This is a genomic window from SAR202 cluster bacterium, assembly GCA_016872285.1.
Taxonomy (GTDB): Bacteria; Chloroflexota; Dehalococcoidia; order Lucifugimonadales.
Genome location: VGZZ01000009.1, coordinates 17,562 through 32,082 on the forward strand (window position 1 = coordinate 17,562; position 14,521 = coordinate 32,082).

General features: G+C 60.0%; 13 protein-coding genes. 7 read left to right on the forward strand and 6 right to left on the reverse strand.

The genetic code is table 11. The features are described from left to right. Positions 1–117 precede the first annotated feature (117 nt). Positions 118–861 carry a serine protease gene (locus tag FJ320_04195; protein ID MBM3925176.1) on the forward strand — a complete coding sequence of 248 codons (744 nt, stop codon included), beginning with the start codon at positions 118–120 and terminating at the stop codon, positions 859–861. Here the strand turns inward: FJ320_04195 and FJ320_04200 are convergent. Continuing rightward, positions 845–1,237, reverse strand: a complete 393-nt coding sequence (locus FJ320_04200) for a cupin domain-containing protein (GenBank protein MBM3925177.1) — start codon at positions 1,235–1,237, stop codon at positions 845–847. The two genes, FJ320_04195 and FJ320_04200, sit on opposite strands and share 17 nt — an antisense overlap. Further along, positions 1,237–2,526, reverse strand: a complete 1,290-nt coding sequence (locus tag FJ320_04205) for a replication-associated recombination protein A (protein MBM3925178.1) — start codon at positions 2,524–2,526, stop codon at positions 1,237–1,239. Before FJ320_04205 ends, FJ320_04200 begins: the two co-directional genes overlap by 1 nt. A 254-nt stretch (positions 2,527–2,780) precedes the next feature. On the opposite strand from FJ320_04205, the gene FJ320_04210 reads away from it, so the two are divergent. From FJ320_04210 to FJ320_04235, 6 genes are all read left to right on the forward strand, one after another. After that, entirely contained in the window at positions 2,781–3,416 is a 636-nt protein-coding gene (locus FJ320_04210; protein MBM3925179.1) for a CPBP family intramembrane metalloprotease, read from the forward strand. Positions 3,417–4,289: 873 nt separating this feature from the next. After that, a complete protein-coding gene (locus FJ320_04215; protein MBM3925180.1) occupies positions 4,290–5,111 on the forward strand; it encodes a tryptophan synthase subunit alpha in 822 nt (273 codons plus the stop codon). After that, entirely contained in the window at positions 5,111–5,485 is a 375-nt protein-coding gene (gene aroH, locus FJ320_04220) for a chorismate mutase (protein MBM3925181.1), read from the forward strand. The genes FJ320_04215 and aroH overlap by 1 nt, the downstream gene beginning before the upstream one ends. 47 nt (positions 5,486–5,532) lie before the next feature. Next, positions 5,533–6,564 carry a 3-deoxy-7-phosphoheptulonate synthase gene (aroF, locus tag FJ320_04225; GenBank protein MBM3925182.1) on the forward strand — a complete coding sequence of 344 codons (1,032 nt, stop codon included), beginning with the start codon at positions 5,533–5,535 and terminating at the stop codon, positions 6,562–6,564. A 7-nt stretch (positions 6,565–6,571) separates the two neighbouring features. Then, positions 6,572–7,525, forward strand: coding sequence for an ROK family protein (locus tag FJ320_04230; GenBank protein MBM3925183.1), 954 nt, complete (start codon positions 6,572–6,574; stop codon positions 7,523–7,525). Positions 7,526–7,548: 23 nt separating this feature from the next. Next, positions 7,549–9,048, forward strand: a complete 1,500-nt coding sequence (locus tag FJ320_04235) for an amidohydrolase family protein (GenBank protein MBM3925184.1) — start codon at positions 7,549–7,551, stop codon at positions 9,046–9,048. 3 nt (positions 9,049–9,051) lie between these two features. Here the strand turns inward: FJ320_04235 and FJ320_04240 are convergent, their stop codons facing one another. The 4 genes from FJ320_04240 to FJ320_04255 form a co-directional block, all read right to left on the reverse strand. Beyond that, on the reverse strand, positions 9,052–9,672 hold the full coding sequence (locus FJ320_04240; GenBank protein MBM3925185.1) for an SGNH/GDSL hydrolase family protein: 621 nt from the start codon (positions 9,670–9,672) through the stop codon (positions 9,052–9,054). Positions 9,673–9,754: 82 nt separating this feature from the next. Further along, positions 9,755–10,885 (reverse strand): aryldialkylphosphatase, encoded by a 1,131-nt coding sequence (locus FJ320_04245; protein MBM3925186.1) that lies wholly within the window; start codon positions 10,883–10,885, stop codon positions 9,755–9,757. 257 nt (positions 10,886–11,142) lie between these two features. Next, positions 11,143–12,387 carry an amidohydrolase family protein gene (locus tag FJ320_04250; protein MBM3925187.1) on the reverse strand — a complete coding sequence of 415 codons (1,245 nt, stop codon included), beginning with the start codon at positions 12,385–12,387 and terminating at the stop codon, positions 11,143–11,145. A gap of 144 nt (positions 12,388–12,531) precedes the next feature. Continuing rightward, positions 12,532–14,391, reverse strand: coding sequence for an ABC transporter substrate-binding protein (locus FJ320_04255; protein ID MBM3925188.1), 1,860 nt, complete (start codon positions 14,389–14,391; stop codon positions 12,532–12,534). Positions 14,392–14,521 lie beyond the last annotated feature (130 nt).

The following is a 14,521-nucleotide window of genomic DNA, read 5'->3' on the forward strand; positions in this document are numbered from 1 at the left end:
CCCGCAACAGTGCGGGCTGTTCTGGATAAGTACCCTTTTCCCACGCCGCCCGCGACCCTGGACACGGAGGCCCTGGCGGACGAGATCACCCAGCGAGTGCTGGAAGCCCTGGCATCGGTGCCGCCGACAGCGACGCCGACGCCAACGCTGGCGCCTACACTGACGCCAACACCCACTCCGACTCCCACGCCTACACCTACCCCTACACCGACACCTACGCCCACTCCCACGCCGCCAGTCACGCTTACAAGCATTATCCAGAAGACGCTGCCCTCCGTGGTCCGCGTCCAGGCTGAAGGAGCAGACTCAAGCAACATTGGCACCGGAGTCATCTACAGGGTGAATAGGGAGACCGGGAGCGCTTTTGTCTTGACTAATGAACACGTAATACGCGACGCAACTGAGGTAAATGTGATAGTCCGGGAACTCCTGGACTACAAAGCGACGGTAAGGGGAGCGGACCAGCAAAGGGATGTGGCGGTGCTGGAGATATGCTGCAGCCCGGGCTTTACATCGATAGCCCTTGGAGACGCGCTGACACTGCAGCCCGGGACCGATGTCGTCGCCATAGGCTACGCGCTGGACCTAGAGGGCGGGCCGTCGGTAACGAAGGGGGTGGTCTCGGCCAATCGGTACGAGGCGACGGAGGACCGGTGGCTGGTGCAGACGGACGCGCCTCTGAAACCCGGCAATAGCGGCGGGCCGCTAATCTCCGCCGACGGACTGCTGGTGGGCATCAACACCTTCGGCATCCGAGCTATCTACGGCGTCAACGTGGAGAGCTTCGGGTTCGCCGTATCCGAGATAACCTTGAGTAAACTGTTACCTGGACTTGAGGGAAGATCTAGCCCGACTTCCTAGGGTCCGGGACGTTGACCACCATGAAGTCGCCTGCGTTGCGGGCCACGACTAGCTCCACAGGCTCCTTGGTCACGTTCTCTTCGACGTGGATAGTGAGAGGCGGCACGTAGAGGAAGTCACCGGCGCCGGCCTCCAGGGTATGCTGGAGCTTGTCGCCGTAGTACATGCGGATGCGGCCTTTCACGATGTAGATGCCGGATTCGGCGCCGCCGTGGTGGTGGGCGCCGCTGGGCCCGGGAGGCGCGGAGACAAAGCCCATCCAGAAGGACTTGCTATTGGTCAGGTCCGGGGCGATGCCGGCCTGTCGAACCATGCCTGGGGTCTGGGCGGTATTGGCGCTGCGCTGGCCAGGTTTAATGAGTCTGACGGGTTCCATTAGGCCTCCTTTTTCGAGTCGCTTCCTTTAGATTTAACGTCCCGCCACTTATTCAGGCGCTCCTGTGCTTCACCTTCCGCGCCCTGGCCGCTGGGCGTGTAGTAGCGGCGGCCCTTAAGGGATGGCGGGAGATGCTCCTGGGCGGCGAAGTGGCCTTCATACTCGTGGGCATACTTGTACTCCTTGCCGTACCCCATTCTGCGCATCAAGCGAGTCACGGCGTTCCGCAGATGGAGGGGGACAGGCTCATTGCGGGTCTTCTGCACGTCCTCCATGGCGGCGTTGAGGGCGGCGTAGGCGGAGTTGCTTTTGGGACAGGTGGCGAGATAGACGGTGGCCTCGGCCAGGGGGATGCGCCCTTCGGGGAGGCCGATAAGGTGGACGGCCTGCTGGGCGGCGACGGCGATGGCCAGGGCCTGGGGGTCCGCCAGGCCGATGTCTTCGGCGGCGAGGATGATCAGGCGTCGAGCGATGAAGAGAGGGTCTTCGCCGGCCTCCAACATGCGTCCGAGCCAGTAGAGGGCGGCGTCCGGGTCGGAGCCCCGAACAGACTTTATGAAGGCGGAGATGGTGTCGTAATGCTGGTCGCCGGCGCGGTCGTAGAGGATGGCGCGGCGCTGCAGAGCGTCCTCGACGGCGGGCAGCGTCACACGGCGGGCGCCGTTCTCCGACGGCACAGCGGCCTGGGCGGCCAGCTCCAGGGTGTTCAGCGCTACGCGGGCGTCGCCGTTGGACATGTTGACCAGGAAGTCCAGAGCCTCGGCGTCTAATTCAACCCTCAAGTCGCCAAGGCCGCGTTCTGAATCGGTGAGGGCACGCTCCACCAGGGAGCGGATGTGCCGGTCGTCAAGCTGATGGAGAGTGAAGACCCGGCTGCGGGAGAGCAGGGGAGAAATGACCTCGAAAGACGGGTTCTCCGTGGTGGCGCCGATGAGGGTGATGGTGCCGTCCTCGACGTGTGGGAGAGCGACGTCCTGCTGGGACTTGTTGAATCTGTGAATCTCGTCGATGAAGAGGATGGTGCGCTGGTTGTGGAGGGAGAGGCGTTCTTTGGCTTGGGCGATGATTCGGCGCAGGTCGGCCACGCCGGAGGTGACGGCGCTGACAGGCTCGAAGTGAGAGCTGGTCAAGCCGGCGATGAGGTTGGCGAGGGTGGTCTTGCCGCTGCCGGGAGGCCCCCAGAGGACCAGGGAGGGCACCTGGTCGGCCTGGATGGCGCGGCGCAGGACCTTTCCCGGCCCCACCAGATGCTCCTGGCCTAGGAACTCATCCAGGGTGCGGGGCCGCATGCGTGCGGCCAGAGGGGCGTGTTCCTGGCGCCTCTGTTCGCCGCGCTGCTTGAAGATGTCTAGAATCTCCAAGGCTATTCTCCCTGGTTATACATCCAGCCAATCCAAACATGACAATTGTAGCACTTTAGGCCTGTCTTTCTTGTCGTGTTGCTCCCAGCTGGCGGTCATGCTACGGTTTAAAAGTGATACACACGGGTGAAACACAAGCCTCAAGGGCGCCGTGGCGCCCGCTGGACGTATTCCTGGCAATTTTGATGGCCGTAATGGGGATATTAGCCCTGGTGGGCGGGCTTTTCCTGTTGACAGGCGAAGACAACGACGAGTCGCCGGTGGCGCTGAATGGCGCGGTGGCGATCACCAGCGCATTGCTGCTGTTGAGCGCGGCGGCTTTAGGCCCGTTGAAATACAGAGTCGGCATCGGCAGCCTTGGGCTGCGACCGCCCGGCAGGTGGGGTCCGGCGCAAATAGGGCTGCCTGTGCTGGCGCTGACAGTGGTGCTGGTGCTCACGGCCCTTTATGTGCAGGCGGCGGACGCGCTGGGACTGGAGGAGCTTCAGCCGCCGGACCTGCCTTTTGACGAGTACAGTCTCTTATCAAAGATCATCACCGGGATACTGATAGTGGGCGTGGGACCGCTGGCGGAGGAGGTGTTCTTCCGGGGGTTTGTGCTGCCGGGGCTGGCGAATCGATGGGGCACGACTATGGGGGCGATTTTGAGCGCCGCGCTTTTTGCCGTGGCTCACGGCGACATCGCATTGTTCGTGCCGACATTTGCGGCAGGACTGGCCCTGGGGTGGTTGTATCTGCGGACGGGATCGCTTTTCAGTCCTTTTCTCGCCCATGCCGGCCAGAACGCCATCGCCTTCAGCGTTACTATATGGGGGTAGGGTAACGTCACCCTTTGGGGTTGAGGGGCTTTGCACGGAAAGTGTATGTTGATCTCCTTCGGGGCCACCATTCCCTTTGTCCCCTTCCTCTTGACGCGTGATGCAAATTACATTCCTGGTCATAAGTGGGGCACCCTCATCACCCTTTGTCCCTCTTCTCCCGACTACGGGAGAAGAGGGAAATAAAAATAAATTACCACAACCTCCTCTAACTCCCCCTTCGGCCTGAAAGGCGAAGGGGGAGAACCAGAGCAGCCCCCCCCCCATTGCCGCCTGCTAAATGGCTCGCAGCTTCCCATAAACAAGCATATTATGGGAGAAAAATAAGCCCGGAACTTCCTTTAATGTCCATCATACGTTCTTCGCGAAGGGGAAAGAAAAAGGCCACTATACCCCCCTCCTTCGGTCAGGCTCCCCGACAAGTCGAGGGCAGGCAGGACGCTCCGATGGATCGGGCCGATCCTCCTACGGCGGACTGCCCCCTCTTTGAATAAATATCAAGGATGCGGAGACTCCGCGCTAAATGCTCAGTTAAGGTGGCAGAGCGTCTAACTGCCTCTTCATCCCTCAGGGGATACTCGGGACAGGTGCGATTCCATCGGACTCCGCTCCGATTATCATCGGGGTCTTGCGATTGAACAAAGATTAATGTGCTCGACACTGTATGTCAGTTTGGGGCGGAGCATTTCCAGGCCGAAGGGGGAGAACCAGATGGGAGCAGGCCCAAAGGTCCCCGCCGAAATGTTACGCCTCGTATCTATTTCCGGACCAGGGGTACACTGAGTTTTCGTGCAAAGCTGGGGGTGAGGGAGGCTAAGGCCTCAGCGCGGGCATGCTGTGATATACTGCTGTCATTTGGCGCCGAATTCAGTCATGTCCGCCGACCGTATCAAAGAGAAATTCGACAGCATAAAGGCCGAGAAAAGAACCGGTCTTATTCTATACCTAACCACGGGTTTTCCAGACCTGGCGGCTAGCCGGACTCTTGTGCCCGCCCTGGCTGAAGCTGGCGCCGACGCTATTGAGCTGGGCGTGCCTTTCAGCGACCCACTGGCTGATGGCGCGACTATACAGGCTTCCAGCTTTCAAGCGCTTAAGCAGGGTGTCACCTTGCAAGACTGTTTGGATCTGGCGGCAGGACTCAGGCCAAAGGTCCCGGACACGCCGTTAATTCTTATGGGATATTACAATCCTATCTATAGATATGGCCTTGAGAGGTTCTGCAAGAGGGCCCGGGAGGCAACGGTGGATGGGATAATTGTGCCCGACTTGCCGGTGGAAGAAGCGGGGCCGCTGCTGGAGGAGTGCAGGCGTCACAAGATACATCTTATCCCCCTCCTGGCTCCCACCAGCACAGAGGCGCGGATAGAGCAGGCGTGCGCCACAGCGTCGGGTTTTATTTACTGCGTCAGCGTGACCGGCGTGACGGGGTCACGGGAGGCGGTGCCGGCCGACATGCACAGCCTGGTGTCGAGGGTGAGGAGACACACGCCGCTGCCGTTGGCGGTAGGGTTCGGGATATCGAAGCGGGAGCATATGGAGGCGGTGGGGCGGTCGGCGGACGCGGCGATAGTCGGCAGCGCGCTGATTAAGACAATTCAGGAGGCGTCCAGGGACAAGATGCTGGATAGGGCGTCGCGTTTTGTGAGGGAGCTGCGGGGCCTGGAACCCGCGCTGCCACAGGGCGGCGAGTGATGGCAGGGTGCTGGGCTATTCGAGGCGCGACGACAGCGGAGGCGAACACCAAAGAGTCAATCCTTTCCTCCACCAAGGAGCTGCTGCAAACGATTGTCAAAGAGAACCGGATTGAGGCGTCGCAGATAGCGGCGGTCTGGTTCACCACAACATCGGATTTGAATGCGGTATTCCCGGCGCTAGCCGCGCGGCAGATGGGCTGGATGAACGTTGCGCTGCTGTGCGCTCACGAGATGGCGGTGCCTGGAAGCTTGCCCCAATGTATCCGCGTCCTTATACTCGTAAACACCGACAAAAATCCTAAAGAGTTAAAATACGTTTACCTGAAGGAGGCCGTGGGCCTCCGCACTCATGGACTAGAACCGCAGTCTTAGAGACGGCGGCTGAATCGCAGACAAGCCAAATGGAATGGAGATTTTCCGTGATAGTGGTAATGAAGCGGGGCAGCACCCCGGAGCAAATCGAAGCTGTCAAACAGCGCATCGAATCGCATGAGGGCCTGCAGGGGCATCTGTCCGGGGGCGTGGAGCGGACGGTTATTGGAGTAGTGGGGCAGATATTCCCCGAGTTGAAAGACGAGCTGGAGCGGCTGGAAGGCGTGGCCGAGGTTGTGCGAATTTCCAAGCCTTACAAGCTATCGACTCGCGAATTCAGGCCCCACGACACCATGGTGAAGGTTGGCGACGCACTGATAGGCGGGGCCGAGCCTGTGATGATGGCAGGGCCCTGCGCGGTAGAGAGCGAGGACCTGCTGATGGCGTGCGCCGAGCAGGTAAAGTCAGAGGGCGCTAAGATACTTCGCGGCGGCGCGTTCAAGCCTCGCACGTCGCCGTACAGCTTCCGAGGGATGGGTGTCCAGGGCCTCAAGCTGCTGGCCAAGGCGCGGGAGAAGTACGGCCTGCCTGTGGTTACAGAGGTGATGTCTACCGAGGACGTTGGCATGGTGGCATCGTATGCAGACATGCTGCAGATAGGGACTCGCAACGCCCAGAACTTCAATCTCCTGGAGGCCGTGGGAAAGACTCGCAAGCCGGTTTTGCTGAAGCGCGGGTTCTCCTCCTCCTACGAAGAATGGCTGCTGGCTGCTGAGTATGTGCTGTCCGGCGGCAACAATCAGGTAGTGCTGTGCGAGAGGGGCATACGCACCTTTGAGCCTTTCACCCGCTTCACCGTGGATATCAGCGCCGTGCCGGTAATAAAGAAGCTGAGCCATCTGCCCGTGATTGTGGACCCGAGCCATAGCACAGGCTCCTGGGAGCTGGTCACGCCCATTTCCCTGGCGGCCATTGCCGCGGGCGCCCACGGGATTATAGTGGACGTGCATCCCAATCCGACTGTGGCCAAGTGCGACGGCGCGCAGGCATTGACCTTTGACAAGTTCCACGATATGTCGGCCAAGATAAAGGCCGTGAGCATGGCCCTGAAGCCCGCCAAGGTCAAACAGCCAGCCTAGCTAAATCATGGCCTGGGCAATAGGCTTTGACCTGGGCGGCACCAACATGCGGTGCGGCCTGGTATCCGACCAGGGCGAGTTACTAGTCCACCGTACCAGGCCGACGCTGGCGCATCGCGGCCCAGAGGCTGTGATCGCGGACATCGCCGCGCTCATACGGGAAGTCCTACAGGAGGGCGGCAGGCGGGTGGCCGGCGTCGGCATGGCGTCGCCTGGGCCGTTGAACCCCAAGACGGGAGTGGTGCTGAGGACGCCCAACCTTCGATGGAATAACGTGCCGCTGAAGGACAAGCTGGAGCAGGCGCTGGGACTGCCTACAACTGTCGACAATGACAGCCAGATGACGGCCTATGGGGAATGGTGGAAGGGGGCGGCGCAGGGTTACAGCCACGTTCTATGCTTAACCCTGGGTACGGGAGTTGGCGGCGGAGTGCTGATTAATGGCCGGATATACCACGGGTACAGTGGGTCGGCGGGACACATCGGGCACCTGATAGTGGAGCCTGGGGGAGCGCGATGCGGCTGCGGCGCTGTGGGCTGCCTGGAGGCCTACGCGTCGGCGACAGCTATAGCCCGCCGGGCGCGGGAGCGGCTGGCGGAGGGGAGGAAGTCGGTCATCATTAGATGCGCCGGCAATTTAGAGAGCCTTACCTCTTACAATGTTTACCAGGCCGCTTTAGATGGGGACACGCTGGCGTTGGAGATATTTGCCGAGGTGGGGCATTACCTGGCGCTGGCGTTGACATCGGCCATACCGCTTTTCGACCCGCAGGTGGTGGTTATCAGCGGGCAGGCAGCTGAGGCTGGAGACTTTATTTTCAAGCCATTAAGGAAGCGACTAGGAGAGCTGCTGAAGCTGCGGCCCGCGGTGCCTGTACTACCCAGCACCTTGGGCGATGACGCCGGCATTATTGGCGCGGCGGGAGTGGTGTTTTTGGGCGGGCGTCCATCGATTGACTAGCGTATGACTGGAGGTGGTCGACAATGACAAAGCGTACAGCGATTAAGGGCGGATGGGTGGTGGGCTGGGGCAAGAAGGGACATGAGATGCTGGAGGGCGGGTGCGTGGTGACGGAAGGGGACAGAATAGTCTTTGTTGGATTTCCTGATGACCCCGAATGCCCCAAAGCAGATAACACGATAGACGCGCGGGGCAAGATTGTTCTGCCCGGCCTTATCAACATTCATTGCGTCGCGAATATAGACATGCAGGTTCTCGGCATCGATGGACAGGCCTCGGGAGGCGGGTATAACAGGCCTGCTTCGACCATCGATCCATCCACGCCGCATATTTTCACCGACGAGGAGTTCAGGACGAGCGCCGACTTCAGCGTCGCTACGATTTTGAAGAGCGGGGCGGCTTCTTTCGGGTCGGTGGTGACGGGGGCGACGAAGAAGTGGGAGGACGAGGCGCCGGAGATGCATGCGCTGGCGGAGGCGTGCGAGAAGCTGGGGGCAAGGGCGTGGCTGGCGCACACGTACCAGGAGACATCTGACTATACCGAGCCCGATGGGACGCATCGAATAGTGTGGGACAGAAAGAAGGCTGACCAGGGGTTGCAGCACGCCATCGAATTCATAAAGTACCTGAAGGGACGCGCCGATGGCCGCATCAACGGCTTTCTCTTTCCCAAACGGACGGAGCGGTGTTCCGACGATTTGCTAAAGGAGACGCTGCGCCAGTCTAAGGGCCTGGGCGGAGTCCACGTGCGGACGCATTTCGCCCACTCGCTGCAGGAGCAGCGAAACTTTAAGGCCAAGCCTGAGAACAGCAATCGGACTATGGTGGAGTGGCTGCGAGACATCGGCTTCTTGGGGCCGCAGATATGCCTGACACATTCGATATTCATAGCCGGCCATAGCGCTACTGGCGAAGAGGCGGGGGAAGACCTGGAAATCCTGGCGCACAGTAAGACCAATGTATGCCACTGCCCGGTGGTGTATGCGCGGAGCGGTGTGTTTATGGAGTCTTTCAGCCGATACGTGGCGGCGGGGATAAATATGAGCCTGGGGACTGACACCTTTCCTACCGACCTGCTGGAGGAGATGCGAGTCGGCTCACTGGTGTGCAAGGTGGTGGACAGGAAGCGAGAGTCAGGGTTGGTGAAGGAGTTTTTCGACGCGGTGACGGTGAACCCAGCCAAGGCTTTGCGTCGGGAGGACATCGGGCGGCTAGCGGTAGGTTGCAAGGCGGACGTGTCGATTTTCAACCTGCCAGTGATGGATGCGGGGCCAGTGGACGACCCGATGCGCAACCTAGTGCATCATGCCAACCGGCTGAACTGCGATACGGTGATGGTAGATGGGAAGGTGGTAGTGAAGGATGGACATGTGGCAGGGCTGGATGAGGAGGAGCTGGCGCACAAGACGCAGAAGCTGTGGGGGAAGTACAAGTCGGCGCTGGTTGGGTGGGACTATAAGAAGCGGCGCGCAGAGGAGGTGTTCCCGCCGACGCTGCCGGTGAGGCGAGGGCAGGGGAGGTAAAGGCTAGCTACCATCAAAGGCGGCTAGGACCTCTGGAAGCGCCAGGTCAGTCCATAGGGCGTATTGCTTTCCAGAAGGGTGGAGGCCGTCGCTGGCGATAAGGCTTGCGTCCTGCGCCGCTGTGCGCGATATGGGGGTTATGTCAACGTAGCGGGCACCAAGACGCAAGGTCTCATCTCGATTGATGGCGTTGAACTGGTCGATTTCACGGGCGATGAGCGTTTTGTCGCGGCTGGCGGCGAAGGGGGTGACGCCGTAGTCGGGGATGGAGAGGACGAGTACTTTGGGGGCATTGTTACCGGCCAGGGTGACGGCTCTTTCTAACAAGGCGAGGAACTGGCCGCGGTACTCATGGGGGTTACGATTCCGGTACTGGTTGTTTACGCCAATAAGGAGGGTTACGAGGTCATAAGGCGGCTGGAGGTTGGCGGTATCCATAGCTGTGGACAATTCGTCAGTGGTCCAGCCGGTGCGGGCGATGATTTGGGGGTCGGCCATGGGGAGGCCGCTGTCGCGGAGGCGACTCGCCAGCTGGACGGGCCATCGCTGGGAGGGGTCCACGCCTTCGCCGATGGTATAGGAGTCGCCGAGGGCGAGGATACGCAAGGATCCGGCGGGCGTCATGGGAGCGCTATTATCTTCGGAGCCGCCGGCGCAGGCCCCGAAGAATAAGAGCGAGAGAACCGTGAGGCATAAGAATAGGGACTTAGCCTGGCTCCACAAAGGTCAGGACCCGCTTGGGGTTCTCCACCATCATTTTATGGATATGCTTTTCGCTGACGCCGACGCTCCGCAGATATGGGAGGAACTTTTCGAGGACGAAGGAGTAGCCGGTGCCGCCGTAGGCCTTGAGCTGAATCTTTGTACACACGTCCTGGGAGAGCAGGATTTTGTCTTCGAAGCCCTCGTCGATAAGCCTGGGGATGCACTCGGAGACCAGGACATCGTTGGCGACGTCGGGGCCTTTGGGGTTGTAGCCAGGGGGGTCGGGCTTGCGGGCAACGGGGGCGACGACGCGGCCCAGGGTATCGAACTGGACGTAGCAGCCCATGTTAAGCAGCTCCAGCAGGAGGTCGATTTCGGCGGCGTAGGAGTTGCAGTGGCCGAAGATAACGCGCTGGAGGTCGGCGCCCTCTTCGGCGAACATACGGGCCACCTTGGGCTTCTCCCAGTTGAAGCCGCCGCTGTGGAGGCTGATGGCGGCGCCGGTGGCGCGGCTGGCCCAGGCGGCGGAGCGGATGAGCTTCTCTTCGTTGGGAGTTATGGGGTTGCCGTCCAGTCCGACTTCGCCGATGATGCCGGGGCGGATTCCGGTATCGTCCACACCTTCAACCAGATCTTTGATGTTCTGCTCGGCAATCTCTTCGGCGGTGAGCTTGTCCATGAAAGGAGGATGGAAGGACTTTTTGTACCAGTTGGAGCCCATGACCACGTTCAGGCCGGTGGCGTTGGACACTTTGAGGAGGGCGATGGGGTCACGGCCCAGGCCGATGCTGGTGACATCGACAACGGTGTCGCCGCCGAGGTGGCGGAAGTCAGCGACTTCTCGGATGGCGAGGTCTATATCGGTCAGGAGGAAGTTATCTTTGATGGGCTTGCGGTCACGGGCCAGGTGGAGGTTCTCGAGGGTCAGCTTTTCGTCCCAGTGGCAGGCCTCGGTGGCGGGGGCGTTGAAGGCGGGCTTCTTGTCGTGCCAGAAGTCGATGAAGATGTGCTCGTGCATAATGGTGGCGCCGAGTTTGGCGGGGTCGATGACGCCGTTTACGGATATGGCCTTGCCGGCCATGTTAGGGATTTTGCGGGGGGTGAGTTTTTTTCCGTTTGCGCGCTTAGCCATGGGGCCTCCTAAATGTCACTTCTTGTTAACTATAGAACCGATTGAGTATGGCATCTCCAACTAAGCACCACACTTTCCTCATTCGGGTCCACCATCCCCTTTATCCCCTTCCTCTTCGGGAAGGGGAAGGAAAAATAAGGAACCACAACCCCCTTTAACTCCCCCTTCGCCTTCCAGGCCGAAGGGGGAGAACCAGAATAGGAGTGGGCATGGGATTCCTCTGTCACCACTTTGTACAAAATGAGACGGTTAAATAACTACTTAGCCTTGATCCCGCCCTTGAAGACGGCGGCGACTTTTCGCAGGTCTTTTATCTCCTTGAGGGGGTTGCCGTCTACAACCAGGATGTCGGCCTCTTTGCCGGCTTCCAGCGTGCCGACGAGCCGGTCCATGCCGATGGACTTGGCGGATTCGCGGGTGGCGGAAAGGACGGCGTCCATGTTGCTCAAGCCAAGACCCGCCATGTCTTCTACTTCCCACTGGAAGTAGCCCATGGGGTAGTTGCCCCAGCCCGAGTCCGAGCCTGACACCAGCTTGACCCCCATCTCGATGTATCTCCTGCAATAATCCTGTCGGTTGTGAATGCGCCGCTTGGTGGAATCCAAGAGGGCCACCTCTGGCGGGGTGAGACCCTGGGCCTTCTGCTTGGCCTCCAGGACGGTCACGGTGGAGTTGCCGACTCGCAGGGTGGGGTTGACCCAAACGCCCTGCTTGGCGATGCGCTCCGCGACTTTGGGGTGGAACTTATAAGTGCCGTCAGGCTCATGGAAGGTGCCGTGGATAATCATGTTGACGCCAGCATCCAGGGAGTTGACCATGCCCTGGGTGGCTGAGCAGTGGGCACCCACCAGCTTGCCGAAGTTATGGGCTTCGTAAGTGAGGACACGGAGCTCGTCCACGCTGTAGGAGGGGAGGCTGGAGTAGGAGGAGCGGGTGCCGCCGCCGGTGGTCATAACTTTGATCCAGTCCACGCCTTCTTTTATCAATCGACGCACGGCTTCGCGCACACCGTCCACGCCGTCGGCCTCGCCGTTCATGGGCCAGCAGTGGCCGCCGGTGATGGTGACGGGCCGGCCGCTGATGACCATTCGGGGGCCGGGGATGAAGCCGCGCTCGATGCCCTGCTTGAGATACATAGCGGTCATATTCTTGGCGCCGTTGTCCCGGGCGGTGGTGACGCCGGACTCCAGGTGTTTGCGGGCGTTCCAGGCGGAACGGAGCATTAATATTTCGTCAGGCTCCGCGCAGCCCTCTTCGACGGCGGTGCCGTCGCCTGGGAGGTTGGTGTGGGTATGGACGTCCACCAGGCCGGGCAGGACTGTCTTACCGGTGTAGTCGAAGGTTTCCACCCGAGCGCCCTCGGGGGCTTCCAGGTCTTTTTCAGCGCCTACCCATTTAATTTTGGAGCCTTCAACAAGAATTGCGCCGCGCTCTAGGGGTTTGGCCTGTATGGAGTCGATGATTCTCGCGCCTTTGATGACTTTGAATGCGGCTGGGCTCATGATGCACCTCCCGAAGTGGACTGGTACTGGAGAACCAAAACGCCCATAACATACCCAGGGAGTGAGTAAAATGCAAGGGAGCCCAAGGAATAGGGCCGTCCGCCTACGGGGGACGGCCCTATTGTCAAAGCGTTTCTTTTCTGACTACTTAACCTGGGCCTGAATCCATTCCAGATATCGAGCGGTGCCGAAGTTGGAGAAGTTGGCCTCATGCTTGGCAATGATGGCGGGGTTGTAGGCAATGGAGGAGAAGACCCACACCAAGGGTATGCTGAAGCCCTTCTGAAGCCAGGCATCGGCAAACTTTATGGCCGCGGCGTCGCGGGTGGCTATTGTCGTGGCGGAGCGGCAGGCGGTCCAGAGTTCGTCCACCTCAGCCCACTCTCGATAACCTAGGCCCAGGGTCCAGACGAAGTTGAAGCTGATGCGATTGCAGATGGGGCTGTATCCGGGTGAGGAGCTGTACATCCAGTTAGGTGTATCAGCGGCCACAGCTTTGGCGCGGAAGTCGGCGAAGTCGTTGTCCGTTTCCAATCTGGCCGTGACGCCAATGGCGGCGAAGTATTTGACCATGGCTTCGCAGTGGCCCGGCCAGTCAGGGATAACGTTGTGGCTGCGCAGGCAGTTGAGGCGGGTTGTGAAGCCGTTGGGATAGCCGGCCTTGGCCAGCATGTCCTTGGCCTTGGCCACGTCAAAGGGGTAAGGCCAGCCGCCCTCTTTGCCGGTCTTGCCGTTGGGGCCCGGGACAGGGGCCCATCGGTCCTGCCAGTCGGTGCGCCAGGTGGGGTATTCGTCCACCAAGGGGAAGCCCTCACCATTATAGAAAACCTGGTTGAACTCAGTACGATTAATGGCGTGGTTCAACGCAACTCGGACTTCCGGCTTACGCAAGGGGTCGTTGGGGTCGTAGCCCTTACGAGCGCCGCAGGCAGACTGCCCTTGGGGCGGCTTGCCGTCCACGCAGTACCATTCAGGGCGGTAGTGGATGAAGGTAACGCCCTGGTTCACGCTGGGCAGGGTGCTCTTCTGAATTCTAAAGCCGCCTTGAAGAATCTTGGCCCGCTGGTCCTGCACCAGGGGTATCATGTCGGCTTCTTTGGCGAAGAGCATGGCCACACGAGTGGCGGCTTCTGCTATCTGGAACATCTGAACTTCTTCAAAGTCGGGAGTTTTGCGCCAATGGTTGGCGACCCGCTTGTGGAGGTAGTACTGGTTTATCTGGCGTTCCACGAAGGTGAAGGGGCCGGTGCCGATGGGGTCGGCCTGGTAACCTTCCTCGCCACCTACGGCGGTCCAGTGGTCTGCGCTAAGAATGCCAGATTCCCATACGTCTGAAACGTTGAAGCCCAAGTCCAGGTTGACATTGGGGGAGGTAAGCACAACGGTGTAGTCATCGGGAGTCGCCCAGTTGGCAGGAAGGCCGAAGAGGCTTTCCCATCGGGCGGGGCTCTGGGAGAGCTTAGTATTAACAACACCCTTTTCGCCGATGAGGAGGTCCCAGGATAGGAGGACGTCTTTGGCGCTAAAGGTGTCGTTGGTGGCCTTGCCGTCCTTGTAGAAGGGGACGTTCCTCTTCAAGTTGAAGGTCCATGTCTTGCCGTCAGCGGCGACGGACCATTTTTCCGCCAGCTCGGGTATCTCTTCGTTGCTCTTGATATCATGGCCGATGAGATGCTCGTAGGCGGGCATCTTGGACCAGGTGACCTGGTTTCCAGCGTAGGGCACGGTGTACTGGTGGGCGTCCGGCGAGTTGACTATTCGCAGCCTTGCCTGCACGGGAACTCTGGCCGCGGCAGTGGGTGTCCTAGCGGCGGTAGCAGTGGGAGAGGGTGTTGTCCCCGATCCAGTAGTGGCGGTGGGAGATGGAGTAACCCCTGGCCTGGTGGTGGCTGTGGGTGTCTCGTCATCGCCGCAGGCGGCGATGGTGAAAAGGGCTGCCAGGATAGCGATCAGGAACCAGGGAATTATAAAACGAGGCCTACCTGGACTCCGAAGGGAACTCAAATTGCACCTCCTAAGTTAATGTATCTGAGGCAGAGGGTGATGAGCGCAAAAGCTACTACGAAGCGCAAACTACTACCATTCGTATCAAAAGTCAACCAGACACTAGCTAAATAACGTGACAGTAGGTTTG

Bases quoted from the DNA above. Each gene is read 5' to 3' on its own strand.
- FJ320_04200 (MBM3925177.1), bottom strand. From the start codon at position 1,237: ATGGAACCCGTCAGACTCATTAAACCTGGCCAGCGCAGCGCCAATACC.
- FJ320_04250 (MBM3925187.1), bottom strand. From the start codon at position 12,387: ATGAGCCCAGCCGCATTCAAAGTCATCAAAGGCGCGAGAATCATCGAC.
- aroH (MBM3925181.1), top strand. From the start codon at position 5,111: ATGGCAGGGTGCTGGGCTATTCGAGGCGCGACGACAGCGGAGGCGAAC.
- FJ320_04215 (MBM3925180.1), top strand. From the start codon at position 4,290: ATGTCCGCCGACCGTATCAAAGAGAAATTCGACAGCATAAAGGCCGAG.
- FJ320_04245 (MBM3925186.1), bottom strand. From the start codon at position 10,885: ATGGCTAAGCGCGCAAACGGAAAAAAACTCACCCCCCGCAAAATCCCT.
- FJ320_04235 (MBM3925184.1), top strand. From the start codon at position 7,549: ATGACAAAGCGTACAGCGATTAAGGGCGGATGGGTGGTGGGCTGGGGC.
- FJ320_04230 (MBM3925183.1), top strand. From the start codon at position 6,572: ATGGCCTGGGCAATAGGCTTTGACCTGGGCGGCACCAACATGCGGTGC.
- FJ320_04240 (MBM3925185.1), bottom strand. From the start codon at position 9,672: ATGACGCCCGCCGGATCCTTGCGTATCCTCGCCCTCGGCGACTCCTAT.
- FJ320_04205 (MBM3925178.1), bottom strand. From the start codon at position 2,526: ATGCGGCCCCGCACCCTGGATGAGTTCCTAGGCCAGGAGCATCTGGTG.